Annotated in this window: 23 protein-coding genes and 2 pseudogenes; 8 read left to right on the forward strand and 17 right to left on the reverse strand. The window is 65.8% G+C overall.

Going from position 1 to position 23,373, the window contains the following annotated elements; all coding sequences use genetic code 11:
• Positions 1–6: 6 nt before the first annotated feature.
• From NRF20_RS01970 to NRF20_RS02030, 13 genes are all read right to left on the reverse strand, one after another.
• Positions 7–957 carry an NAD-dependent epimerase/dehydratase family protein gene (locus tag NRF20_RS01970; RefSeq protein WP_413751850.1) on the reverse strand — a complete coding sequence of 317 codons (951 nt, stop codon included), beginning with the start codon at positions 955–957 and terminating at the stop codon, positions 7–9.
• On the reverse strand, positions 942–2,177 hold the full coding sequence (locus NRF20_RS01975; RefSeq protein WP_413751851.1) for a hypothetical protein: 1,236 nt from the start codon (positions 2,175–2,177) through the stop codon (positions 942–944). Before NRF20_RS01975 ends, NRF20_RS01970 begins: the two co-directional genes overlap by 16 nt.
• Positions 2,174–2,722: a nucleoside 2-deoxyribosyltransferase gene (locus tag NRF20_RS01980; protein ID WP_413751852.1), complete on the reverse strand. Its 549-nt coding sequence runs from the start codon at positions 2,720–2,722 to the stop codon at positions 2,174–2,176. The genes NRF20_RS01975 and NRF20_RS01980 overlap by 4 nt, the downstream gene beginning before the upstream one ends.
• Positions 2,719–3,435 carry a class I SAM-dependent methyltransferase gene (locus NRF20_RS01985; protein ID WP_413751853.1) on the reverse strand — a complete coding sequence of 239 codons (717 nt, stop codon included), beginning with the start codon at positions 3,433–3,435 and terminating at the stop codon, positions 2,719–2,721. Before NRF20_RS01985 ends, NRF20_RS01980 begins: the two co-directional genes overlap by 4 nt.
• A 40-nt stretch (positions 3,436–3,475) precedes the next feature.
• A complete protein-coding gene (locus NRF20_RS01990; RefSeq protein ID WP_413751854.1) occupies positions 3,476–4,963 on the reverse strand; it encodes a glycosyltransferase family 4 protein in 1,488 nt (495 codons plus the stop codon).
• 40 nt (positions 4,964–5,003) lie between these two features.
• On the reverse strand, positions 5,004–6,416 hold the full coding sequence (locus tag NRF20_RS01995) for a GNAT family N-acetyltransferase (RefSeq protein WP_413751855.1): 1,413 nt from the start codon (positions 6,414–6,416) through the stop codon (positions 5,004–5,006).
• Positions 6,417–6,443: 27 nt separating this feature from the next.
• On the reverse strand, positions 6,444–7,217 hold the full coding sequence (locus NRF20_RS02000; RefSeq protein WP_413751856.1) for a sugar phosphate nucleotidyltransferase: 774 nt from the start codon (positions 7,215–7,217) through the stop codon (positions 6,444–6,446).
• 52 nt (positions 7,218–7,269) lie between these two features.
• Positions 7,270–8,238, reverse strand: coding sequence for a Gfo/Idh/MocA family protein (locus NRF20_RS02005; protein ID WP_413751857.1), 969 nt, complete (start codon positions 8,236–8,238; stop codon positions 7,270–7,272).
• Positions 8,235–9,563, reverse strand: coding sequence for an NDP-hexose 2,3-dehydratase family protein (locus tag NRF20_RS02010; protein WP_413751858.1), 1,329 nt, complete (start codon positions 9,561–9,563; stop codon positions 8,235–8,237). The genes NRF20_RS02005 and NRF20_RS02010 overlap by 4 nt, the downstream gene beginning before the upstream one ends.
• 24 nt (positions 9,564–9,587) lie before the next feature.
• Positions 9,588–10,709 (reverse strand): DegT/DnrJ/EryC1/StrS family aminotransferase, encoded by a 1,122-nt coding sequence (locus tag NRF20_RS02015; protein WP_413751859.1) that lies wholly within the window; start codon positions 10,707–10,709, stop codon positions 9,588–9,590.
• Positions 10,710–11,281: 572 nt separating this feature from the next.
• The gene (locus NRF20_RS02020) at positions 11,282–12,064 is read right to left on the reverse strand and encodes an aminotransferase class IV family protein (protein ID WP_413751860.1); all 783 of its coding nucleotides are present in this window, start codon (positions 12,062–12,064) and stop codon (positions 11,282–11,284) included.
• 354 nt (positions 12,065–12,418) lie between these two features.
• Entirely contained in the window at positions 12,419–13,681 is a 1,263-nt protein-coding gene (locus NRF20_RS02025) for an IS110 family transposase (protein WP_413751861.1), read from the reverse strand.
• 596 nt (positions 13,682–14,277) lie between these two features.
• Positions 14,278–15,531, reverse strand: a complete 1,254-nt coding sequence (locus tag NRF20_RS02030) for an IS701 family transposase (RefSeq protein ID WP_413751862.1) — start codon at positions 15,529–15,531, stop codon at positions 14,278–14,280.
• 318 nt (positions 15,532–15,849) lie between these two features.
• Between NRF20_RS02030 and NRF20_RS02035 the strand changes: the two genes are divergently transcribed.
• From NRF20_RS02035 to NRF20_RS02050, 4 genes and pseudogenes are all read left to right on the forward strand, one after another.
• Entirely contained in the window at positions 15,850–16,377 is a 528-nt protein-coding gene (locus NRF20_RS02035) for a hypothetical protein (RefSeq protein WP_413751863.1), read from the forward strand.
• Positions 16,378–16,669: 292 nt separating this feature from the next.
• A complete protein-coding gene (locus NRF20_RS02040) occupies positions 16,670–17,347 on the forward strand; it encodes an ISAs1 family transposase (RefSeq protein WP_413751864.1) in 678 nt (225 codons plus the stop codon).
• Positions 17,348–17,361: 14 nt separating this feature from the next.
• A pseudogene (locus NRF20_RS02045) lies at positions 17,362–17,529 on the forward strand (ISAs1 family transposase); the annotation flags it as partial.
• A gap of 30 nt (positions 17,530–17,559) precedes the next feature.
• Entirely contained in the window at positions 17,560–17,688 is a 129-nt protein-coding gene (locus NRF20_RS02050; RefSeq protein ID WP_413751865.1) for a hypothetical protein, read from the forward strand.
• Positions 17,689–17,854: 166 nt separating this feature from the next.
• On the opposite strand, the gene NRF20_RS02055 is transcribed toward NRF20_RS02050, so the two are convergent.
• Positions 17,855–18,187: a hypothetical protein gene (locus NRF20_RS02055; protein WP_413751866.1), complete on the reverse strand. Its 333-nt coding sequence runs from the start codon at positions 18,185–18,187 to the stop codon at positions 17,855–17,857.
• 153 nt (positions 18,188–18,340) lie between these two features.
• On the opposite strand from NRF20_RS02055, the gene NRF20_RS02060 reads away from it, so the two are divergent.
• Positions 18,341–18,952, forward strand: a complete 612-nt coding sequence (locus tag NRF20_RS02060) for a DUF3592 domain-containing protein (protein WP_413751867.1) — start codon at positions 18,341–18,343, stop codon at positions 18,950–18,952.
• 51 nt (positions 18,953–19,003) lie between these two features.
• On the opposite strand, the gene NRF20_RS02065 is transcribed toward NRF20_RS02060, so the two are convergent.
• On the reverse strand, positions 19,004–19,195 hold the full coding sequence (locus NRF20_RS02065) for an FAD-dependent oxidoreductase (protein WP_413751868.1): 192 nt from the start codon (positions 19,193–19,195) through the stop codon (positions 19,004–19,006).
• Positions 19,196–19,223: 28 nt separating this feature from the next.
• Here NRF20_RS02065 and NRF20_RS02070 point away from each other — a divergent pair, with 28 nt between their 5' ends.
• The 3 genes from NRF20_RS02070 (at position 19,224) to NRF20_RS02080 (ending at position 21,758) form a co-directional block, all read left to right on the forward strand.
• A complete protein-coding gene (locus NRF20_RS02070) occupies positions 19,224–19,583 on the forward strand; it encodes a trypco2 family protein (protein WP_413754510.1) in 360 nt (119 codons plus the stop codon).
• 33 nt (positions 19,584–19,616) lie between these two features.
• On the forward strand, positions 19,617–20,387 hold the full coding sequence (locus NRF20_RS02075; protein WP_413754511.1) for a trypsin-like peptidase domain-containing protein: 771 nt from the start codon (positions 19,617–19,619) through the stop codon (positions 20,385–20,387).
• 105 nt (positions 20,388–20,492) lie between these two features.
• The gene (locus tag NRF20_RS02080; protein ID WP_413751869.1) at positions 20,493–21,758 is read left to right on the forward strand and encodes a hypothetical protein; all 1,266 of its coding nucleotides are present in this window, start codon (positions 20,493–20,495) and stop codon (positions 21,756–21,758) included.
• Positions 21,759–22,100: 342 nt separating this feature from the next.
• Here the strand turns inward: NRF20_RS02080 and NRF20_RS02085 are convergent.
• A pseudogene (locus NRF20_RS02085) lies at positions 22,101–22,736 on the reverse strand (DUF6308 family protein).
• Between the two features lie 199 nt (positions 22,737–22,935).
• The gene (locus NRF20_RS02090; protein ID WP_413751870.1) at positions 22,936–23,355 is read right to left on the reverse strand and encodes a transposase; all 420 of its coding nucleotides are present in this window, start codon (positions 23,353–23,355) and stop codon (positions 22,936–22,938) included.
• Positions 23,356–23,373 lie beyond the last annotated feature (18 nt).

Here is a 23,373-nt window from a genome sequence, read left to right on the forward strand (position 1 = left end):
ACTGAATCAGCCGAGCGCAGCCGCCGCCGTTCTTTCGCGAGCGAGGGCCGTGTCTATGGAATCGGTCAGGGTGAAGCGCCTCGTCCAGCCGAGGTGTGATTCCGCACGTGCGATGTCGGCGCACTGCCACTGCGACCCGGTGCGCAGACCGCCGGGATCCTGCCCGAACCGATAGGGGATCCCGGTCCGCGCCGCGAAGGCGTCGAAGAGCTGCCTGATGCTCGTCGCGGACCCGGACGCCGCGTTGTAGGCGGCCACCGCCGGCCCCGGACGTCCTGCGGCCAGGCTCACCAGACCCGCCACGTCCCTGACATCGATCAGGTCCCGCGCCGTCTCCGGGAGCGGAACGTTTGCCACCACCTGGTCCGAGCCCACTTCCTCCGCGGCTCGGTACAGCCCGACTGCGGAGGCCCAGATCCCGTTCGTGCCATGACCTGTGCCAATCACGTTGAAGGCACGGATCAGCGTCACCGGCCTGTTCATCCGGTAGGCCGCGCGGACCAGGTGGGAGGCTCCCGCGGTCTTGGACTTCCCGTACGTCGTCAAGGGAGCCAGAGCGCTCGATTCACTCACCCGTACGCCCGGGGCGGTGTCACCGTATTCGTGCGACGACCCGAGGTGCAGGATCGACTCCGTCGTCCCCGACCGTTCGCATGCTTCCGCGAGGCGGCACGGCCACACGACGTTGTCCCGGCGCACCACCGAGGGGTCGGTGGACCAGGAGGCACCCACGGCATTGACGATCACGGCGGGGCCGCAGTGCCGCAGGAATCGGGACAGCGCGAGAGACGACCAGTCGTCTCCGGAGTAGTAGGGGCCGCCGACATCTCCGGGGCCGTCCGTCGCACGCCCGTACCGGTCCACCCCTATGCAGTGCCACCCGTCCGCGCCCAACGCCGCGGTCACACACCTTCCGATGAACCCCAGGGCACCGAAGACGACTACGGTCCTGGCCATGCTGCCCCGTCACTTCGCCGCGCCGCGCGGGCCGTGTCGAGTACGACCTCCGCGGCCGTCTTCGCGCCGTCCGCCCCCACTTTCTCCACAAGGCCCGTCCAGATGTCGGCAGGAAGCGCCAGGCACTCCGGGATCGATTTCTCCAGTTGCGCCCGGATGGAGAGACGCGTGGTGTCCGAGCGTTGGCGAAGACCGTCCGCGATCGCCTCGTAGACGTAGTCATTGCCGGCCGCCTCGGTTTCCGCCGCCTTCTGCCCGACCACCGCTTCGTCGACGACGTCGGTGGGCCACTTCACACCGGTGTGGGCCCCGGTCGCCATCCTGTGGATCTCTGCCTGCTGGAACCCGGAGACGTTCTGCGGTGGCAGACGGATCAGCGGCGTCCCGCAGGAGCTTGCCTCCAGCAGGCTCATCAGCCCCGGCTGGCTGAGGCAGAGCGCGCACTCCGCGATGCGCGTGCGGTACTCGGTACGGGCCAGCGGACCGAAGCTGAATTCCGCGCGCCCCACGTACGGGGCGACGAGGGCGTCCAGATCCGCTTGCGGGGTGTTGGCGGCTATGAGGATGCTCTCGAAGCCGGTTCCGATCAGCGCCTCGATGGCTCCCGGAAGTACCAGGGACGGGTAGGTCGTGGTGTCCCGCATGGTCAACCCGAGCATTCCGCCGAGCGTGACGATGGCTCTCCGGTTTCCCTCCGCGTATCCGTAGGTGTGCCGCGTCGTGGCTGGCGGCTGCCACGGAACCACCGCGCCGATCCACTGCAGGTTGCGGATGCCCCGCATCCAGTCGAGGGTCTGCTGGGACAGGCCGGGGAGCCTCAGGGCGAGGTAACGGCTCACCTCCAGCGGCGGCACGGCAAGGTCCGCGCCGTGCCACAAGAAGGGCATGAGGTCGACGAAGACGGTGCGCACACCCGCTGCTTCGAAAGCGCGGGCGGCGAACCCGTCCAGCGTCACGAGCGCCACGTCGAGATCCTTCGCGGCTGCCGCCCGCGTCAACGCCTCGTAGTCCGAGCCGTCGAACTCGCACCACTCGTCGACGACGTTCCGCATGAGGGACCGTCCGTACTCGCTCCCGAAAGCGACGACTTGGCAGTCCCCGGGCACCGTCCGCCGGATCTCGCTGATGACGGTCTCCAGCGCGGCATGCGGCCCCCAGCCGAAATTCACGCCCAGGATGCCGATCCGGACACCGCCGGGGGTCGTGCTCGACGCGTTCACTGCACTCCTCCCAGCGAGCGGAACTTCAGTGCACGTTCAACCTCCGCGCTCTCCCAGAAACGGTCCGACTGCCGGTACTTCGCGCCGAGGTCGAATGCCAGGGAACACGCCTTCTCCACGACCGCCGGGCTGCCCAGGTCTCCTTCGACCACTTCCAGTTCGAGCAGGGTGCCCATGCCCCTCAGCATGGAGGAGAGCGAGCCGAAGGACGTGGTGACCAGGACCGTGGGCCGGCGGATCGAGGCCGCGTACCCTAGCTCGAAGGCTACTCCGGCCGAAGGTTCGTCACCGACGAGTGCACACAGGCTGTCGGACGCGTGCAGGGCACGAAGATCGTCCCGCATGCAGTCCTCGGGCGGCAGCCCTGCGGCGCCCCACTCCTCGTTCATGTGGGAGCTGAAGACCGAGGCACCCAACTCGGAGAGCCGTGTGTGGTAACTGAGAATTTCAGCCTTCCGCTCCGGCAGGAACACATCCTCGCGTACATAGTTTCCGAAAGGCGCCGCAAGGAACACCTTCGGGCTGTGGACAAGGGAACCGCTCATGCGCTGACCGCCTTCACTACGATGCTTCCGCCGAATCGGCCGCGTTCCTGACCCGTCACGTAGTCCCGGAAGCCGATGCTCGCAATCTTGAGCCCGGACTCCCTGAGCATCCAGGCCACTTCGGACGGGCTGAACAGATGAACCGGGGTGTGCAAAACCTCGTCGCCGTTTCGGTACGCCGCCGTGAAATCCCCACCGCCGGGCAGCACACGGTCCCTCGCCATGTTGCGGATCACGCTGAGCGGACCGTAAGTGACGGCGTTGTAACGGTTGTTGACATCGAAGACGAACGCACCGCCGGGCTTCATAAGGCTTCTGATCTTCTTCAGTCCCGGTACCAGTTGTGTCTTCGGAATGTGTCCCAGGACATTCGACAGACAGGTCACCAGATCGAAGCGCTCCGAAAATGCTCCCGGCAGCTCGGGCGCCCCGAGAGGCATCGCCAGCACCTGGGCACCGGGGCAGTTGCTCTGGGCGAGAACGGCCATCTCGGGGCTCTCGTCGATGGCGGCGACGTGATCGGGGCGGATCTCCGAGACCACGCGTTGTAGACGTTCACCGGTACCGGTTCCCACGTCCAGCAGTGCGAGACCCCTCCGGTTCCCGGCTGCTGCGGCTACCTCCTTCTCGACCGCGCGGAAATAGCCGGTATGGCGCTCCAAGTACGTTGCGTAGCCGCGTGAATAGGCGTCGTAGAACCGCTTCGACGTCACTGAGGTGGTCCGAGGTGTAGAACCCTGCGACATTCGTCTCCTAATTCCGGATGTATCCAAGGCAACTCTCGATGTCGAAGCGCCCCCAGTCCGCGGCATGCTCCAGTCCGGCGGCGACGGTGGCCTTCGGCAGGTCCTCGGTCGCCCGCAGCACGAACTCGCACACCTTTCGCAGCTCCTCGACCGGCACGCCACTGGACCAGGCCAGGTAGTAGAAGGCCTGTGCTCCGTGCCCAAGCGCGCGGAAGTCCGCATCCGCCGTCGACAGCACGAGGTCCTCGATCGCCCGCGGCACTCGCCAGGCGTCGTCCAGGGTGGGGTTCCGCCCCGCGAGGACGGAGATCTCCTCCCACAGAGCGGCGGTGATCATGTCCCAAGGCACGAATTCCCGTGCCTGACCGGTCGCCGCCAGTTCCGCGTAGAGCGCCGTGTACTCCGATGCCAGCGAACGATTGGACAGACGCTCGGACAGGGGACGCGCGGCCGCGACGAGGCGCTCCCGGGCATCGGGGTCGAACCACAGGCTCCGCAGCGCCTGCGCGATCAATCCGCCGTCCGGCGCGTCCACGTACAGCGCGCCCGACTCGCCCCCCAGGTACTCGCTGATGCCACCTGCCCGGGTGGCGATCACCGGACAACCGGCGGCCTGGGCCTCTACGTTGACCAGGCCGCCGCCCTCCGACTTCGAGGCGACGACGGTAGCGAACGCGCCCTTCAGCAGGGAAGCGGCTTCCTCGATCGGCACCTCCCCGATGAAGTGGACGCGGGAGCTCAGACCGAGCCGGTCGGCGTACTCCTCCAGTGCGGCCCGCTCACTGCCGTCCCCGGCCACGACGAGTTGGAGCTCCGGGATCTCGTCCTTCAGGAGGCTGATCGCCTCGATCGTCCTGTCCACGGACTTGGCGGGCTCAAGACGTCGCAGCGACAGCACGTAGGGCCCCTGGGCGCCCGCACTCTGGTGGGGTGCCGCGGTGCTGAACAGTTCGTGGTCGATACCCACGTAGAGCGTCGGTACCGGGGCCCTTTCACCGACCATCAGCTCGGTCTGCCGTGCGAGGTCGTCCGACGCCGCGTTCAGCAGGTCCGCCCGCCGCATGGCCGGGAGAACGAAGTCCCGCCCGGTCAACCAGACGAGCCGCGGATCGGGATCGACCACGTCGGGAATGTCGTAGCCGCCGACGGTCTGGATGACCGGCACGTGCCACAGACAGGCCAGGAGCTCAGCCATCATCGGAAGCGGCCGACGCAGGCCGACGACGTGGATGACATCCGGCTTCCGGACGCTTCGGATGAATTCCTGCAGCTCGGCCGTCAGTGCTTGGAAGTCGGAGGGCAACACCGGATTGGGGACCCGGTGTATGCGCACGCCATTGCGCACCTCTTCCTTCCGTGTGGTGTCGGGCACGTGCCGCGTCAGCACGTCCACGTGGTGTCCACGTGCGACCAGCTCCGCCCCGAGTTGGTCGATGGGGTCCTGTGCGCCACCGGTCACCGGGTAGTACACGCTGCACACGAATAGAATGTTCACTGGCTTCGACTCCTCGTCCTACCGACCGGCCTTGCCGAGCTCAGCGGTTGGCCTTGTATCGCTTCCCCTTCAAGCCGTGGACCTCCTCCACCGGGAATCGGTCGATGTTGACAGCCAGCTTCTTGTCCGCCGCCTCGATCAGGTCGAAGTCGCAGTAGCGCGCGAAGCGAATCAGGTAGTTGAGGATGTCCGCAGCCTCGAAGGACAGCTTGTTCTTGAACTCCCTGTCCGTGCGAAGCAGTTCGACGACGTCGGCCTCGCTGAGCCACTGGAGTTCAGCCAGCAGCTCGCCGGCCTCGCCGCCGACCGCCATCGCGAGGCTGCGCGCCTCTTCGAGCTCGCCCCAGCCCCGGTTCTGAACGAACGTCAGGAAGCGCTCGGTGTAGGCCTTCAAACGGTCGGAGTTGCGACCCAGATGAGTGGTCTCACCGGCGAGCCAACCCCACTGCGCGGCTACCTTTCCCGCGGAATACGCTTCCGGGAGCAGCCCCTCTAGCGTCCACATCTCACTCTGGAAGGCAGTCACCACCGCCGGATCCACGTGCTGGTGCGTGTACAGCTTGTGCGTACGTCCCTCGGCCCAGGACTGCGCGAACCTGAGGGTTTCCTGGAGCGCGCTCTGCGACGTTGCGCTCAGCGGCATCAGCTTGACCGCGCCGCCCTTCTTCGGTCCGAACGCGACGACGGAACTGAGGACGTCGGATGCGTAACCGAGGAATATCTCCTTGTACTTGGACTCCACCTCGCGCGAATTCCGCCGCTCGTGCCCTGCCACCAGGGCGCGGACGAAGTCCTCGTCTATGCCCTCGACGAAGGCATCCATGCGGGAGGTCAGGAACCCTTCGAGCTCCTCGTACTTGGACGGGGAGTACTCCTCGAACTTCAGCGGCTCCCGTACGGTGCCGGCCTCGTCACCGTCGATGTCGTAGTAGATCGCGTGTTCCACGACGCCGGGACGGTACTGGCTGTTCGACTGCGAACCGCACGTCCAGCCGCGGTTCAGGTAGAACGTCTCGATCCAGGAACTCGGCTCGGCGACGGTGCCGTAGAGCTGCCGGATGCCGCGCTCCTTCGCCACCTCGACGGACTTCGCGAGCAGCGCAGATCCGGCGCCGTTGGAGCCGCGGAAGTCGGGGTTGACGATGAGCGGACTGATCTTCATCGTGCCCTGGCGCTTTTCGGCAATGTTCATGACGCCAACCACCTCGCCAGCGGCTTCGGCGACGTAGACGTGCTGAGTCTTCGAGAAGTGGCCCACGGGATCCGCACCACCGCCGAGGTGTGCGTCGATGATGCGATCGGCCTGAGCGACGTGATCACCGTCGTAGTTCCGCCTGAGGGAACCATGCAGGAGGCCCTGGATGACCGCTCGGTCCGCTTCCGTGGCGTCCCTGATGACGATCTTGTCGAGCTCTTCGGACGAGGTGTCGTTGATGTCCTGCTGAACAGTCAATTTAATCTCCCTGATGTATGGCGGAAATTAGCCGAGTAGTTTCCGACGGGCGATCGCGGCATTGACCAGGCGGTCGGGGGTGCCTACGTCGAACCACCCGGCTTCCTCGGGAACTGCGACTGCGGTAAGGCCTCCGTCGTCGATGTAGGACTCGAGCAGAGACGTCACTTCCAATTCACCCCGAAGCGATGGGACGATGGACTCCAGCCTCTTCCATATCGAGCTGTCGAAAGAATAAAGACCCGTGCACACCTGACTACTGTGATGCACGTCGGCCTTTTCCTGAACACTGACGACCGTTCCGTTCGCAATGCTCTCGACAACCCCGAAATCCTTTGGATTGGGGTGTTCGATGACCGCGACCGCAGCGCCGCATCCGGTGTCGTCGGCCTGCGTGAGGATCTCCCCTGCCCAGGTCGAACTGTGCACGTACAGGGTGTCCCCGAGCGCAACGACGATACGTTCGTACCCTTCGGGTTCCAGATACTCCCGGGCACAGGTGATGGCGCCGGCGATTCCATTCGGCTCTTTTTGGACCACCGTCCGGATTTCGATATCAGCGTATCCGAGCCAGGCCGGAATGCTTTGGTAAATCTCTTCGTCCGCCGCGTTGCAGACGAGGACCAGAGTATCGACACCGCATTCTGTCATCACATCCATGGAAAATGCGATCGCCGGCCTGTCGTAAACCGGAAGGAGATGTTTGTTGACTACGCGTGTCGCCGGAAACAGCCGGGATCCTGTGCCTCCTACCAGCACGATTCCGGCAACTCGTTCTTTGACAGGGTTCGTTTCCCCCATTGCCTACCGCCTTCTTCGGGGCCGTGGTTGATCGACGGTCGAGAGGTGTGGGTTACGCGAGAGTGGTTGCGGTTGCTTCTCCCAGCGCGGCGATGCGGCGCAGAATGGCCGGACAGTCGACCAGCCCCGCCGCCTTCGAGCCCCGAAGGTGCCTCATGCCTGCGGTCAGGCACGCCCGCGTCGCGTTGGTGGGCTCGGAGGTCGCGACGACGGTCGGCTCTTCTCCGTCCGCCCTTCTCGCGACGACCAGGCCCGGAGTGTCCACCCGCGGCGAGAACGCACGGAGCAGTTCCAGACGCCGGTAAGGGTCCGCGACGACAACGCTGTTGGCGTAGGAGTCACCGATGGCCCACGAGCCGGTGTAGGTGAAGGTCCGCCCGCCGATCGGTCGCCTCGTGATCGCCGCGCCGCCGTCGGTCTCCGAGTCCCCGAACAGCAGCGCTCCGATGTCGAGGTCTTCGGCGACAGCACCGAGCCGCACCAGCGCGTCGACGCAATAGGTCCCCAGGTCCGCGGCGGCACCTCCGTGCCGAGGATGCCGACGAAAGTCCGTCGGTTCTCGTCCCGGTATGCGGAACACCGCGGATACGGACACAGAGTCCGCCCAGTCCTCGACGTGCACCCGGGCGAGGAAATCGGTCCAGCCGGGATGGTACGGGTAGGAAAGGCACTCGAAGACCGTGCGGTCGCAGGCACGAGCCATCGAGTCCAGCTCGCGGGCCTCCGCAGCCGCCAACGAGACCGGCTTCTCCACCAGCACGTGTTTCCCGGCGGCCAGGGCCGCCCGGCAGTCGTCGAAATGACGGCCGGTCGCACTGGAGACATAGACGGCGTCGACGTTCGGACGGGCCAGCACCGCCTCGCGGTCCATGACCTCGATCCCGTCGATCGGTACGGCCGAGCGAGTGCTTCGTGGATGATCGGTCCCCACGAGGAGAGGACCGTGCGTGCCGTTGAGTTCCCGGAGCAGTGGAGCGGTCCTCCGGCTCAGGTACTCGGAATTTCCCAGCGCCGCGATCATGGTTTCAGGGTTCCGCTCGCGATGAGACCCTTGATCATCGTCAGACAGGTGCGCAGCTCGACGCTGAGCCGGTCACCGTGTTGGCCGAGCGCCTCCAGCTCTTTCAGGGTGGTCCACGGGCCGGTCGGCTGCTCCTCAACGGCGTCGGGAAGCAGCCCCAACTGGTAGGTGGCGATGGCACCGTGGAACCGGCCGCCCTCCTCGGCGTGGACCGCGGAATGGATTTCGCGGCAGCGGACCAGACCCGACGATTCCGCGATCATCGATCGGCGCCGCAACTCCGTGGTGTGGTCTGCGATATCGCCTCGCTGGAACCGCGCCTCGAGACTGGGTCCGCGGAGGGACCCGATCCGGACTCGTTCCGAGACAAGTAATTCCGGGCCGTCGGGACCGGGCCGGATCAGCAGCGTGCACTGGCCCATGCCGACCGGTGCCAGCAGCGGCTGGTCCCAGGACGCGACCTCACGGCCTTGTCCTTCGACGCGGCAGCCCACGATGGAGAAGAATCGACGCTGCCGGTGCTCGATGCTTTCCGCTATTTGCCAGTGCGACAGGCTGTCCAGTGGCACGAGTTCGGGGTTCGAGCCCGGCGATGTGGGATCTTGTCCGTCCGGTAGCGGTCTGCTCGTCACCGGGACGGGGTCGTTCAGAGACGTCGTGGCCTCCAGCGGCCACATGGACAGGACCGACCGCAGATCCATATTGAGAAGGCGGCTTTCCAACGCCGCCTCCAGCAGAACCGGTATCGGCACCCAACTACTTTCCGGGACGGTCCGAGCGATATCGGCGGCTTCCTGCGCGTCGAGCAGGACTATGCGATTTCGGTTTACCTTTCCGAGGAACCACGATTCCTGTTCGCGTTGCACAGAATCGGCAAGCGTGCGCACTTCCTCCGACAGCGCGATTTCAACGGCCGGAACCCGATTTCCGCCATGCGCGGCTTCGTAGTTGCTGCGCGTGGCCTGCACGGTGGGTGCGACTTCGATGCCGTCCGGAGTGCCCGGCTCGAATTTGAAGGTGATCAGGCCGTGGAACTGACCTTCGAACTGTGCGACGAAGAGGCACAGCATTCCGACTTCGCTCTGCTCGATGAGCGGCTGTTCGACTGGATGATTCGTATCCGACAGGTGTCTTGCGCCAATGATCCGGAAGAATCGGCCTGTCTCGTGCGCCAATGCCCCATCTTCCCCGATGGACCACGACCGTAATTCGGTCAACGGAACGGGAAAAGCACGGGCGGTCAGCAAATTACGCCGCCGTAAGCACTCCGAGCGCAGATTCCGTACTGTACCGATCACCCTGAGCGCTGGTTTTATGAATGCCACGTATACTCCTCGTCGTGTACGCGTTCATGTCACGCATTCGCTTAGCCGGTCGCAGACGTAGTCGATCTCGTCGAGGCTGATCAGCGGATGGATGGGGAGACAGATAACGTCTCGGGAAAAGCGCTCCGCCACGGGTGTGGGGCGGCTAGAGCCGAGCGGAAATTCACCGAGTGGCCTGAAGTAGATTTCGGATTCGATTCCAGCAGAATCGAGTTCCTTCCGTACGCGTTCCCGGTCCTTGACCAAAACGGGCACGGCGAAGCCCCCGGACCGATCGGAGTCATCGGCTTCCCGCACGAGTTCCACCGGCAGGCCGGCCAGCCGCTCCCGGTAGCGACGCACGATCGACGTGCGCTTCTGCAGCTTGCCCTGCAGGCCTTCGAGCTGCGCGAGACCGACCGCCGCCGCGATGTCGCCCATGTTGTACTTGAACCCCAGCTCGGGGATGTCGTACGGGTTCCCCCAGGACCGGGCGCCCATGTCGATCCCGAGTCTGCGCAGTCGTTTCGCCCGCTCCGCGGAGGCGGCATCGGGGAAGGTGACGCATCCGCCTTCACCGACGGCGAGGGGTTTCGTCGCGTGGAAAGAATAGGCTTGAATATGCGGTGACTCGCTCATCGGACGTCCCCGCCACATCGAGCCGATGGCGTGGGCACAGTCTTCGACGACCGTCACTCCGTGTTTTTTGGACAGCTCGTTCAATCCTGCTATGTCGCAGGGGATCCCCGAGTAGTGGACGGCGATGACGGCGCTGACGTCCGGCTCGGTCTCCAGGATTTCCCGCACCGACTCCAGATCGATGTTTCCCGTTGCGCGTTCAATGTCGGCGAGAATCACCCGGCACTGATGCTGAAGTGCCACTGATGCTGTCGAGACGAATGTGTTGGCGGGAACTATGATGGCGCTCCCCTTGGGCACTTCTGCCACAACAAGCGCAAGATGGAGAGCTGCGGTGCCGGAATTTACGGCGACCGGATGCTTGCCAAGCACATTCGCGCTTGCTAACTCTTCTTCAAACCTCTTCGTAACGGGTCCGAGTCCGATCCAGCCGGATTCAAGAACCTCTCGGAGACGGTCCAACGAGGACGTCTCTACTTGTGGTCGGTACATTCTGATTTCGCTCTTCGGCGGGACATGCTGCGTCACCACGTACCCCCTTCGCCACTTTCGCGGCGATACTCCGGATCAAAACTTCAGCACCTGCGCACATACCTATGCACCCATCAATAGATTCTCCTTCGAGCCGTCGCGGTTCGGCGAGTTGATCGCACTCTATATCGCCTGTGATAAAACGTAAAGCTTTGGCATTGACTGCAGGCCACAAGCCCGCGTGACCTGCATCTATTCGACTTGTCAAGAGTGCTGCACGGCCCTCGGCACGCCGCCGCCCGTACCCCGACGGAGCGCACTGGACCGCCTCCCGGCGGCTGCGCGGACCTTCGGTGCCGGGGCAGCCGTGCCGGCTGCCGATGGCACCGTCGCGGAAGTGAAGCCTGGTGGGGGCTGCCGCGCATGCTCACGTTCCGCTGTGCGGGCGGAACTTCGAGCGGCGGCCGCGGTCAAAGAGGGTTCGGGTGCGGGCTCGGGTGCGGGTTCCGGTTCGGGTTCGGGTTCGGGTGCAGCTCCGGCACCGGCTCTGCGGGCCTCGACGAAGGCCCGGCGAGCCGATGCCGGTCGCATCGTGGTGCTGCGGCCGTCCGCCCCTGACGGTCCGACGGCTACAGCGTCTCGCCGGCAATCGACAGGTACGTCTCATTGAGGCGGCTCAACACCAGGTGCTCCGTGGCGGGTTCGGCGCGGTTGATCGCTGCCAGGGGTCGGACGCCCACGCTTGTGTTCGTCGCGAACGCAGCGTCCATGCTCTTGGCCTGCTCCAGGGTGACGGGGGCGATCCGGTGCTCGGCACGCTCCTGAAGAAGCGCAGTGGTGACGCCCGGAAGCACGTCGGCCTGCGGCCACACCACGGTGCCGTCCCGCTCGACGAAGCCCACGTTCCAGGTGCTGCCCTCGGAAACGCAACCGTCGCGGCCGACGAACAGTGCGTCACCGTATCCGGCGAGCTGCGCCGTGCGGCGGGCATGCAGGGAGCCGAGGAGCCCGACGTGCTTGACGCGGGGCAGATCTCGTTCATACGTGACGCTCATGGCACGCAGTGGCGCAGGGGACCTCGTGCCCGCCGCACGCACGGACACCAGCACGTGCGGCTCGACGGCATCCGCCAGGTGTCCCAGATCCATGCTCGGGTCGTAGACCGTGACGCGAACGACGCAGGGCAGGTCCTGCCCACCCAGGCCCTGGCGGACGAAGTCGCGAACGCGCCCGGTGTCCAGGCCGGTACCGAAGACGGCCTCGCAGTCCCGTACGAGGCGTTCCATGTGGAGAGACAGTCCGCGGATGGTGCCGTCGGCTTCCACACGCATCGAGGTGAAGTGGCCCAGGTTGGTCAGGGCCAGCGGGAACAGGTCGTCGGCGGATACTGGCTTGCCATCGAGAGTCACCATGCCGCCCAGCATGTCAGGAAGGGTGTTGCCCGCATCAGGCTGATCGAGACTGTTGGCTGATCAACGTCGTCTCCGCGTCGCACGGGTCACGCCCGTCGCCTGCCGGGTCGACCTCGTCCCCGGGGCGAGCGTCCGCACCGGGGCTGCGGCCGCCGCTGCCCCGGGCCGTGATGCGCGGAGCAACTCACTTGGCCGGTAAGTGTCACCTTGATCTTCTCCAGAACGGGGATGAAGCGCGGGCTGTCCGCGCTTCATCCCCGTTCTGGAGAAGATCAAGGTGCGCGGTCCCGTCGGCCGCCCCAGGATCCGGCCGGACGCAGCGGCCGGCGACAAGACATCCCACGCCGATAAGCGTCAAGCCGCGGCTGCAGCAAGTTCGGGTGACGGCTGCGGGAAGGCGATTGCTTCGTCGTAGATGTGACCGTTCTGGAGGCAGTAGAACAGCATTCCCATGAAGCGGTTGAAGAGGTTCCTCTGTGCGGCGACGTGGCGGTCGCCGGCCTGTCGGCGGCGGTCGTAGTGGGCTCTGGCGCCTGGTGAGCGGGTAAGGGAGACGAATGCCCAGACATAGCCGACGGCAGCCAATCTCTGATTCTTGATCTTCCGACTCATGACCATGCAGCTCTTGCCGCTGGACCTGGTGACCGGGGCGCTTCCTGCGTAGGCCTTGAGCGACCCGGCGTTGGCAAAGCGGGTCCGGTCATCGCCGATCTCTGCCAGGATCCGGGCGCCGGTCAGTGAGGCAAGTCCGGGAAAGCTGCGGATGATCGGGGCATCGGGATGCTCTGCGAAGGCTTGCGTGACGGCTTCTTCGAGCTGTTCAGCGTTGTCGCAGGCGGTGTTCAGCTGCCTGAGCAGGGCGGATGTCTGATGCCCGAGGGCTGTTTCGACCTGCGGGAGCTGGTGGAGATACTCGCGCTTGAAGACTTCGTGGAGCCTTTCGGCTTCGGTCTGGATGCCGCGGACCCGGCCGGCCTGCTTGAGCAGGGACTGCAGGCGCCGACGTGTCAGCTTCGCTGCCGTGGTCGGGGTCGGGGCTGCAGCCAGGATGCTGCGGGCTTCTCTCGAGCACAGGCCGTGTTTGTGCTGGGCGTAGGCGTCGAGGATCGCCGGGTAGAACTCCCTGAGTGGAGAACGGAGCTTGTTCTGGGCCTGGCCGCGGGCCCAGACGGCGTCCTGTTGGGCCCGCGCGAGCACGGCGATGGCCTGCACGAGCTCGGAGTCCGCGGGCAGCGGCCGGTGGGCGGCCATGTCGGTTCGCAGGATGTTGGCCAGGGCCGCGGCGTCGACGGCGTCTGACTTCTTGCGGGCGACGGAGTGACGGTCCCGATAGCGGGCGACTGCCAGCGGGTTGATCGCGAAGACCGGTCGGCCGGTGGCCCGCAGGCAGGCGACGAGGAGCCCGCGCGATGTCTCGATCGCCACAGGGATCGGGGCGTCCTCGCTATCGCCATGTTCATTCAGCAGGGCCGTGAGCTGGGCGAACCCCGCCGCGTCGTCACTGATCCGCACTTTGGCGAGTTGCTTTCCCCCGGCGTCAACCAGGGCTATGTCGTGGTGGTCTTCGGCCCAGTCCACCCCACAGAACACTGGCGTCGGTAACCCGACGATCTCCATCCGGCCCTCCTTCGTCGCGGCTCTTTTCCCAGGCCAGAGCCTGTGCAGGGTGCGCGTGCTCCCTAATGGAAGTGCTCATGGCACGTCATCCCACCAGCCGTTCGCAACCCCAGCGAGTCATACGGTCCTCGATCTGTGTCAGAGCTGCAGGCTCAGGCAGAGGTGAGAGGTGATCCGCACAACCGGCTCGGACTACGGACAGCAAACCGCGGAGCAGTCAGATACGGGCTTGCCTGCACCAACGGGACCACGTGAATGCCGTCGGAGACGGATCTGTACCTGTTCTTGCCCACTTGAGGTCCAGGCTGCTGGGCGCGAGCCAGCCTCGTCTTGTCAACAGGACTCTGAGGTCCGGGCATACTCAAAGGCTCGGCTCGCGCCCTGAAGATCAGCTCCCGCCGACCTTCGCTTCCCATTAGTACTCCAGCAGGATTTTGCAGTCTGACCTGCGGGTTTCGGTGGGTGGCTGGAGTGTAGCGGGGTGTGGAGTGGTCAGGGTCGGTTTCACGGTGGCCGCCCCTCGATCGTGCGACAACGCCGCAGGTAATGACAGCGGCGGGCGACTGCCTGGCGTCGTCGGCGCCAGTTCGACCAGCTCACCGCGTGGTGTCGGCCTTGACGTCCGCGCAGGTGCGGGGGTTGGGGTCGACAAGCTGCCAGGAGTCGCCGAACCTCCGCCACTGTGAGCTCGATGGTCCCGGCTGCCTCACCGGTTTTGCCCCCTTTTCCCGGGCCCGGTGTGCCGTGGCTGCCAGGAAGGCGTGCGCGAGCATCGCCAGGGTGATGTGCCGGTACCAACCCGGGTAACGGCGGACTTCGTACTGGTCCAGGCCACACTCGTTCTTCGCGGCCTGGAAACACTCCTCGATCGCCCAGCGCGTCCCGGCGATCCGTACCAGTTCCTGGACGGTGGTCTCCAAAGGGGCGTAGGCGAGGTAGTAGGCGATCTCGTCGGGCTTGCGGATGCTGCGACGGGCCAGCGCCCACCGCATCCGGTGAGGGACCTCGCCCTGGTAGTCGAACTCGGCGACAGCCGGCAGTCGCACCGCCGCCCAGTGGTAGACGCGCGGTCCCTTCGCCCCGTTGCCGCATGAGATCTTCTCCCACGCCTCGGCCGGGGCCTGTGCGAACAGGCCCTCGATGCGGGGACAACCCACGGTGAACTGGGACTTGGGCACGGCCAGCACATAGCCGACGCCCGACTGCTCCAGCAGCCGGCGGAAGCGGCTCTCCTGTCCGTAGGCGGAATCCGCGGTGACCCAGGTGATGGGCAGCGGCGAGGCGAGGCCACGCAGCACCATGTGCCGGGCCAGTTCGCCCTTGGTGGCGAAGTCCCGATCGTCGGGGACCTTGGCCGCGCGGCAGCGTTCGCGGTCCTCGGTCCAGGACTTGGGGAGATACAGCTCGCGGTCGATCAAGGCCCGGCCGTGGGCGGTGGCGTAGGCGGCGAAGACACCGATCTGGCAGTTCTCGGTGCGACCGGCGGTCCCGGAGTATTGGCGTTGGACCCCGGCGGAGGTGGTGCCCTTCTTGATGAACCCGGTGTCGTCGATGATGAGGACTCCGTCGTCCTCGCCAAGCTTATGGGCGACGTATTCCTGCAGTTCATCACGGATGTCGTCGGGCTCCCACTTCGCGCCGGCAAGCAGATGCTGCAGACCGTCGGGGGTGGCGTGGCCTGCCTGCTCGGCCAGCTGCCAGCTGTTCTTCCGGGCCACCGGGGCGAGCAGCCCGCGCACGTAGTCACGCATGCGGCGGCGAAGTTCCACACGGCTGAAGCGGTGACCGATGGTCACGAAGAGGTCGTCCAGTTCAAGGTCCCACTGCTCGGCAACATGCTCGGTGATCACGTAGGGAGCTTTCCCACCCGCCGTTAATACCTGCGGCGTTGTCGCACGATCGAGGGGCGGCCACCGTGAAACCGCCCCTGACCACTCCACACCCCGCTACACTCCAGCCACCCACCGAAACCCGCAGGTCAGACTGCAAAATCCTGCTGGAGTACTAACCGGGAACCTACGTAACCCAGGGTGATTTCAAAGTCCGGGTGAACTGGTGAAGGTGCTGGTCACGGCGGTATGACGATGCGTGGTGTGCCCGGTTCGTACACAACGAAGCTCCGGTTGATGCCGGTGACCGATCAAGTAGGTGCAGATACCCTGCGGGTCATGACGGAGCAAGTCATTTCCCTCGCGTGGCGCTGGACCGCCGAGACGTCGAGCGACAGCGCGCATCGCTTCTGCCGGATTCGTGTGACCGCGCCGCCCGGCGAGATCGGCGATCCGGACGCCTGGTCGGTCGTCGGGCTGGTTCAGGGCACGATCGACGGCATGCTGAAGAAGCTGGCGCCGCAGCCGGTGCTGCACGCCGCGGCCGGCATGGGCGCCGCAACGCTGTTCGCCGGCTTGCACGCATGGCACAGCGAAGGCCTGCGGCCGGCGTTCGCCGCAGCCGACGCCCATCCGCGCAGCTACTTCGCGTTGCCCGAGGCTACCGAGCTCTTCGATGCCGAGGAGGCCTATCTCGTGCGCTCGGGCGAAGCCGGCGCCCGCCTGCTATGGTGCGACTACGCGACCAAGGAGGTCCGGGAAGTCGCAGTGGACTTCGATGCTTGCCTTGCAGGCTGGAAGGCCGTGCGCGATGCGATCAGGCAGGATGGCGAGGGCAGCGTTCCGCCGTCCGTCGATGTGTCTTGATGCCGACATCGTCGCTGGCCAGGGTGATTTCAGTCCGGGTGAGCTGGTGACGGTGCTGGTCACGGCGGTATGACGATGCGTGGTGTGCCCGGTTCGTACACAACGAAGCTCCGGTTGATGCCGGTAACCGATCAAGTCGCCTGCATGGGCCGGAGCTTCGATGTGCCGCCAGTCTGCCACCGTCTGCCTGATCAAGTCGCCGACCCGTCGGCACCGGGCGATCGGACAACTTTCCCTGCGGCTGCGGACCTTGGCTGATCCGCGCCATCGGCGGGGGAAGCGTCACCCGTTCGTGAGTGTGCTGTTGGTGGCCTGCTCGGCGGTACTGACCGGAGCCCGGTCCTTCGCCGCCATCGGCCAGTGGGCGCGGAACGCGCCACAGGACGCGCTGGCCCGGCTCGGGGCCCGGACCGCGACGGTCTTCGGTGTCCGGGTCACACCGAGTACGGCAACGATCCGCCGGGTATTGAACACCGCCTGTCCCGGCGGCCTGGCCGATCTGCTCGGCCACGATCCCGCCGAGGCCGACACCCTGGCGGTGGACGGCAAGAGCGCCTGCGGTTCGCGCCACGGCGACACGCCAGCCGCCCACCTGCTGGCCGCGATCACCGGCGACGGCCTGACCGTCACCCAGCTGCGCGTGCCGGACAAGACGAACGAGATCACCTGCTTCGCCGACCTGCTGGCGCCCTATGACCTGACCGGCGTCACCGTCACCGCAGATGCCCTGCACCGCCAGCGCGATCACGCCCGGTTCCTCGTCGAGGAGAAGACGGCGCACTACGTCTTCACCGTGAAGCGCAACCAGAAGAGCCTGCACGGACAACTCGCCGCCCTGCCCTGGCAGAAGGCTAGCGCGAAGTTCTACGACCGCACCCGTGCACACGGTCGTCTGGAGACCCGGGTGGTTCAGGTCCTGACCATCGCCGACCTCGGCGTCGACTTCCCCCACGCGGTCCAGGTCGCGTAGATCGTCCGCACCGCATTCAGCGCACGACCGGCAAACGCAGCCGCGAGACCCTCTACGTCATCACTGACCTGACCAGCCGCCAGGCATCCCCCGAGCGCATCGCGAAGATCATTCGCTCGCAGTGGACCATCGAGAACCGGCTCCACTTCGTCCGGGACACGACCTTCGCCGAGGACGCCTCCAAGATCCGCACCGGACACGGCCCGGACAACATGGCCACCCTCCGCAGCTTCGCCATCAACACCCTGCGAGCCGACGGCCACACGAACATTGCAGCCGGCCTCCGCGCGATGTCCTACGACAGCTTCCGCCGTCCCCTGGACCTCATCGGACTCGCCTGATCTGCACTCACACAAGATCAAGAGACTTTGCAACAGCCCTGCTACGTAACCGCCTTGGACGCCGGGAGAGTAACTTGAGTGGGATGGTGTGCTGCCGCGGGAGTCGGAGGCCTCCCGGCGTCGCTGTCGACCTCGACCGGCGGCGTCATAACCCTCGGCGGCACGCCTAACGCCAGGGTTCAGCGGGGGCACCCCACACACCGGGAGCCGCCTCCAGCAAGTCCGTCTCGTTGACGGCTCGTTGCTCGTCGTACCAGATGGCAGACAGTTGGACATCGAAGGGGAACTCGACGTTCGTACCGTCCTCGAAGGAGATCATCACGTGCGTGTCGGGGCCGTCCGGATGGTTGTCCAGCCATTGCACGTGGCTGATGATCGGAGTGAGTGGTCCGCCTGGGCCTACGAGTCGATAGCCCTCTTCGACACCTTGGGACGACCTGGAGATCAGTGCGGGGTGGCGGGCGGCCGCGCGCTCGTCTCGGTAGTACTTCGCAGCCATGCCTTGAGATTATCCGAGTGTGCCCGGGCCGGTAGCCGGTGAAGGATGACGGTCCGCACCTGAGTTGTGGTCAATTGGCCTGCCACGAAACGATCGCGCCTCGGATCGACGGGGTAGACCAGTATCGACTGATTCAATTACGTCAGGGAGCCGATGAGTACGAAGCCCGCGCGTCCATGCAATCTGCTCAGATATCTCACGATCACGTCCATCACCATGATTGTTGTGGGGCTGTGCGGTTTCGTCACGATCATGGTATTCACCATACCGAACCACACCAAGGTGATATCCGCCCTGAAGAGTCGCGGGGTCCAGACCCACGCGGCTGTCACGAGATGCCGGCAAGCCCTCCACGACGAAAACGGTGGCGAGCTGTCCGTCACCTGCTGGGTACGCTTTACCCCGTCCGGCGGGCGTTCTGTTGAATCGCCGCTGAAATTCAAGACACATCAGGTGAGGGACGGCTACACCATGGTAGTCGTGTACGACCCGAAGGATACCGGCACGGTCGCCCTTCCCTCGGACCTTGGCTACTGGAATACCCTCACCAGGAACACCCTCGATTTACTTTTGCTGGTCATCTCAGCGGCAATGGTTCCTCTGGGAATCGCAGGTCTCGCCCTGCGGAGGCTTTTCGGGCGCTTCACGAAGCGGTACACGGAAGACTTCGATGAAATCGACCATGCCGCCACCCGTACCCTCGGTCCGGCTGTCGCCCAGTCGATGGCTCGGACCTGGACCCAGGTAAATTCTTCTGAAAAGTGAGCACACGTCCCGGCCCTTGGTGCCCATCCGGATTCGGCGAAGAAAGGCCGGTCAATACCCGGCAGGCGCGGGCCAGTGGCGTTCGACGCCGATGGAGTCCAGTTCGGCGGAGAACTGGTCGAGGAGCGTCTCGTTCTCCCTGACGTGGTGCGGTTCGGTGCCCCGACGCAGGCAGTGGGCGGCCAGGTGGCCGGCGACCTCGCCGATGTTCCATTCGACGGGGTGAAGCCGGAAGCAGCTCATCGGCGTGCAATAGATTCCACAGTTGAGTGTGGTGACTCTCGTGGGGGAAATGGTGGACGGGTCCGGAACAGAGTTGTCCCAGGCGATCGAGGCCGTGCGCGCGGGTCTGGCCGACGCGCAACGTGCAGGCAACGCGTCGAGCGGTCTGCGGTTCACCGTTGAGCAGGTGGAGTTGGAGTTCAGCGTCGAACTGCGCCGCTCAACGCGGGGCGACGGCGGAGTAAAGGCGATGGTCGTCTCCGCGAACGCTGCGCACGACCGGGCGCACACGGAGTCCAACCGTGTCAAGGTGGTACTGAATGTCGCCGACGGGGGACTCATCTCGGATGACGGCGGTGCCGTCTTGCCACCCCGGCCGTCCCCGGGCAGCACGGGTCAGGACGGCTAGAGGGGCGAGGGCGTGTTCGCCAGGGCCCGCGTGGTGGAGGTTGGCGCCGCGGGATGGCCGTCTGCCGGTGGGCGAAGCGGATCGGGCTACATCGTGGCGCCCGGTCTGGTGCTGACCGCAGCACACGTGATCGGGGGCGCTGCCGGGTGCACGATCCGTCCGATGGCCCCGGCGAATTCTCCAGGGGCGCCGGCCGAACCCGTATGGGTCTCCACGGAGTTGGACGCAGCCTTGCTGCGTTTCGACGGCGCCCTGCCAGCGGACTTACGGCATGCACGATGGGGCAGGCTCACCGGCCAGGACTCCGCCGTGCCAGCGCACTGTTCGGTGGTGGGCTTTGTCCGGGCGGACGACGAGAATGGCGACTCGGCGCGAGACACGCAAGGGCTGGCAGGCCGGATCAATCCCAATACGGGGGTATTCGATGGACATTACGAGATCGAACTCGACCGTATTCCGCCGCAGGTGGGCGGTCGCGGTCTCGGGCGATGGCGCGGACTGTCCGGCGCAGCTGTCTTTTGCGCAGATGTGGTCGCCGGGCTGGTGACCCGGGCGCCGCGTCGATGGAGCAGCACCAGGCTGCAGGCCCTGCCAGTCTGGCGACTCCTCGAAGTCCCCGGTTTCCGGGACCTCTTGGCCGATGCGGCGGGCCGGCCAGTGGCGACGCCGGAGTCCGTGGAGCTGCAGTCGCTCTACGAGCGCCCACCACACCCTCCCAGGCCACCTTCCTATCTCCTGGACGCGAGGCAGGCGGTCACGCCGTTCCACGGTCGGGACGCGGAACTGTCGGAGCTGCTTGCGTGATGTCTGGACTCGAACTCTCCGGCGCAGCCGGTACAGCTGGTCACTGCCCCCGGGGGATGGGGGAAGACCCGGCTGGCAGTCGAGCTGATCCGCGTGCTGGGCAGCATGCGCACCGGGGAAGGCCCGTGGTCCCAGCCAGGGTGGATTACCGGGTTCCTCGCCGAGCATGGCCCGCAAGACCCCGAAGAGCACCGGAAATTCTTCACCGGGGCGTTCCCCACCCTGATCGTCGTCGACTACGCGGAGGCCCGCCAGGAACAGGTGCACCGTCTGCTGCGCTCCTTCCTCGCACACCACGGCGACCCGCAGGTACGTATCCTGCTCCTTGCCCGATCGGCCGGTGTATGGTGGGAGCAACTGCGTTCGGACATCGATCTGTCCCGCGTCGGGATCTGCGCGCGACGCCCCTTGGAGCTCACCGAGCCACTGGGATCGGATTCTCATGGGCTCGAGGAGCGGTACGAGCGCATCGCCGGCCCCCTGGCCGAACACCTGGTATCCCTTCCGGCAGGGCCGTCCCGCCCCTACACACCGCCGACCCTGAAGGTTGAAGCCCTGGCGGCGCTGGCAGCCCGGCCGCGTCCATGCCGCACCTATCTGGAACTGCATGTGAACGTACTTGGGGCGCTGCTCCGGTCGCTCGACTTGCGCGGGAACACGGTGCCGGTTGGCGAGACGCCCGAGGACGTGGTCCTCTGGCACGAATGGAAGTACTGGAAGGCAGCCCTGGAAGAGGCCGGGCTGCACATCTCGCCTGCACGGATGCGGCAGGCAGTAGCTGTGCAGGCACTGCTCTCGCCGACGACCGGAACCGAGGCCGTATCCACGCTCGCGCGCCTACTGTGCTACCCCTTCCCCGTGCGCGACGGCGACGAGTGCCCGCGCCTGGAACAGGTGCTGGCGGACTTCTATCCCCCCAGCGATCTGGCGCGTTGGGGCAGCATGCATCCGCACGCGGTGACTGCGCGCCTCTTGGCCATCGTGGACCGCGAAGCGCCGGGATTCCTTCACCGCGTTCTCACCGGGGCCTCCGACCAACAACGGCTGAGCGGTGTCCGGAAGCTGCTGCGGGCCGGGGACAGCGAACCGCTGCTCGCGAACTCCCTGCGGCACGGAGTGATCGGCCACCCGGACCTGCTGCTCGACCCGATCTTGCATGCAGTCGGGGAAACAGGAAAGCCCCAACTTTGGCTGACCGCCCTGGGGCAGCAAGCGCGAGCTACGGGCAACGCCGACATCGCGGCAGCGGCAGACCGCAGGGCACGTGCCCTGCGGAGCAGCGCCTGGCTCACTCCGAGCAACGGAGACGCCCTTTCTAGCCGCGCAAGCGGACGCCTGCCGAGCTCACCATCCCGGGGCCACCACAGATAGCCTCCATGGAGCGGCTGCAGCGCTGCGCCGCTCAGCGCCACGAGCCCTCCACACGCCACCATGCTCACGTAGTCAGCAGAGCGTCTGACCAGCAGAACAGAGCACCTGACACCCCATCAGAACGAGCGTCAAATGAGCGTCAAGATATCGCCCGTAACGCCCACACCGCACATAATGCGCACGCACAAAACCGCAGGTCAGGAGCCTTTCACGGCCGGTTCGAGGATCGCCACGCACTCCACATGATGCGTCATCGGAAACACGTCAAATTTGAGGACAGGGTTCGGATTGTCAGCCTCGATGGCCTCCCATGGGCCGACCCGCCACACTCCACCTCACAGCTCAGCTCGTCGCGACCTGACCCTGCCGACCTTGATGCATCCAGGCGATGACGTCGAACACACGCAGGACGCCGCTGTCCTCACCGATACCCGCCTTGTCGCGGAGACAGACCAACTGATCGTGGAAGGCGCCGTTGTCCGCCCGCAGGGCCGCAGCCAGCGCGGCCCAGAAGGAGTGGTCCGCCTTCGGTCGCTCGAACAGCTGCTTGATGCGGATGTCGTAGATGGGGATGAGGTGGGGACGCTTGCGGGCCAGCAATTTGACTGCGACAACCGGACCGCTGCCGTCGGGCTTGCTGGGGTACTGCTTGCTGCCGGCCAGGCGTTCCCATAACTCCCACGCGGGTCCGCCCTCCTCCATGAGCGCATCGCTTCCAGGATTCTCCAAGCGCGCGTCAGGAGGGATGAGCGACAGCAGGCGCGCTCAGTGCCCGTCGGGGTCGGTCAGCAAGTTCATCGCCCCGTGCGGCTCGAGGGAGACACTGAGCGTGGTGATTGCCACCAGGTCATTGCTGTCGAAGCAGTCCGCGACGTGCTCGGCGTCCCCGCCCCCGCCCAGGCGCTCGAAGTGCGCGCCGGAATAGAACAGGTCACCGCTTGAGCGTCGTCGGGTGAAGTACTCGACCAGCAGGCGCACGGCCTTCTCGTCGTCCCAGTAGGTCGCACGCGATGCTTAGCCTGAATCCACCGCCTTGGATTGAAAAGGATCTTCTAACGGTTTTCTGAGCTGGTGCCGGGTCGGTGCTCGGTTTGGGGCAGGTGGTATCTGCTGGTCTGCCCAGCTTTTCCACGGGTTCGGTTCCGGTCGGGCCTTGAGGGCGGGGTGGACAGGGGTGTCAGATCAGTCCCGGTGGGCCGTGCGTGATGGCGAACATATGCGTCCAGGCTTGCTGCCAGGGCCAGTTGTGGGGCAGGTGCAGGGTGATGCGCCGTGCGGAGCGGGCGATCCGGGCCGGGACGTGGACCAGGTGGGCCCGGAGTGTGGCGGTGGTTGCCTTCGCGTGGAAGGCCGAGGCGTGTGCTCCGACGGCCCGCAGCAGGTTGTAGGCCATCGCCCACAGCGTGAGCCAGGCCGAGTTGGCGTGGAAGTGCCCGGAGGGCAGGTGGACCAGCGCGCCGGCTTTGCTGTCCGCGATGACCTGTTCCACCACCGCGTGGTGGCGGTGTTCCCGTTCGGCCTGGAGTGTCCCGGCGGGGTTGTCGGTGAAGAAGGGGTGGTAGCGCCAGACGGGAAACAGCTCGCCCTGTTCTCCCACGACGGCGGGTTTGGCCAG

Source organism: Streptomyces sp. R-74717, from assembly GCF_047305335.1.
In the GTDB taxonomy this organism is placed as follows: Bacteria; Actinomycetota; Actinomycetes; order Streptomycetales; family Streptomycetaceae; genus Streptomyces; species Streptomyces atratus.

Coding starts and splice junctions, on each gene's coding strand:
- NRF20_RS02020 (WP_413751860.1), bottom strand. CDS start 12,064: ATGGTGACTCTCGATGGCAAGCCAGTATCCGCCGACGACCTGTTCCCG.
- NRF20_RS02005 (WP_413751857.1), bottom strand. CDS start 8,238: ATGATCGCGGCGCTGGGAAATTCCGAGTACCTGAGCCGGAGGACCGCT.
- NRF20_RS02035 (WP_413751863.1), top strand. CDS start 15,850: ATGACGGAGCAAGTCATTTCCCTCGCGTGGCGCTGGACCGCCGAGACG.
- NRF20_RS02065 (WP_413751868.1), bottom strand. CDS start 19,195: ATGAGCTGCTTCCGGCTTCACCCCGTCGAATGGAACATCGGCGAGGTC.
- NRF20_RS01970 (WP_413751850.1), bottom strand. CDS start 957: ATGGCCAGGACCGTAGTCGTCTTCGGTGCCCTGGGGTTCATCGGAAGG.
- NRF20_RS02050 (WP_413751865.1), top strand. CDS start 17,560: ATGGCCACCCTCCGCAGCTTCGCCATCAACACCCTGCGAGCCGACGGC.
- NRF20_RS02080 (WP_413751869.1), top strand. CDS start 20,493: ATGCGCACCGGGGAAGGCCCGTGGTCCCAGCCAGGGTGGATTACCGGG.
- NRF20_RS02000 (WP_413751856.1), bottom strand. CDS start 7,217: ATGGGGGAAACGAACCCTGTCAAAGAACGAGTTGCCGGAATCGTGCTG.
- NRF20_RS02055 (WP_413751866.1), bottom strand. CDS start 18,187: ATGGCTGCGAAGTACTACCGAGACGAGCGCGCGGCCGCCCGCCACCCC.
- NRF20_RS01980 (WP_413751852.1), bottom strand. CDS start 2,722: ATGAGCGGTTCCCTTGTCCACAGCCCGAAGGTGTTCCTTGCGGCGCCT.
- NRF20_RS02025 (WP_413751861.1), bottom strand. CDS start 13,681: ATGGAGATCGTCGGGTTACCGACGCCAGTGTTCTGTGGGGTGGACTGG.
- NRF20_RS02060 (WP_413751867.1), top strand. CDS start 18,341: ATGAGTACGAAGCCCGCGCGTCCATGCAATCTGCTCAGATATCTCACG.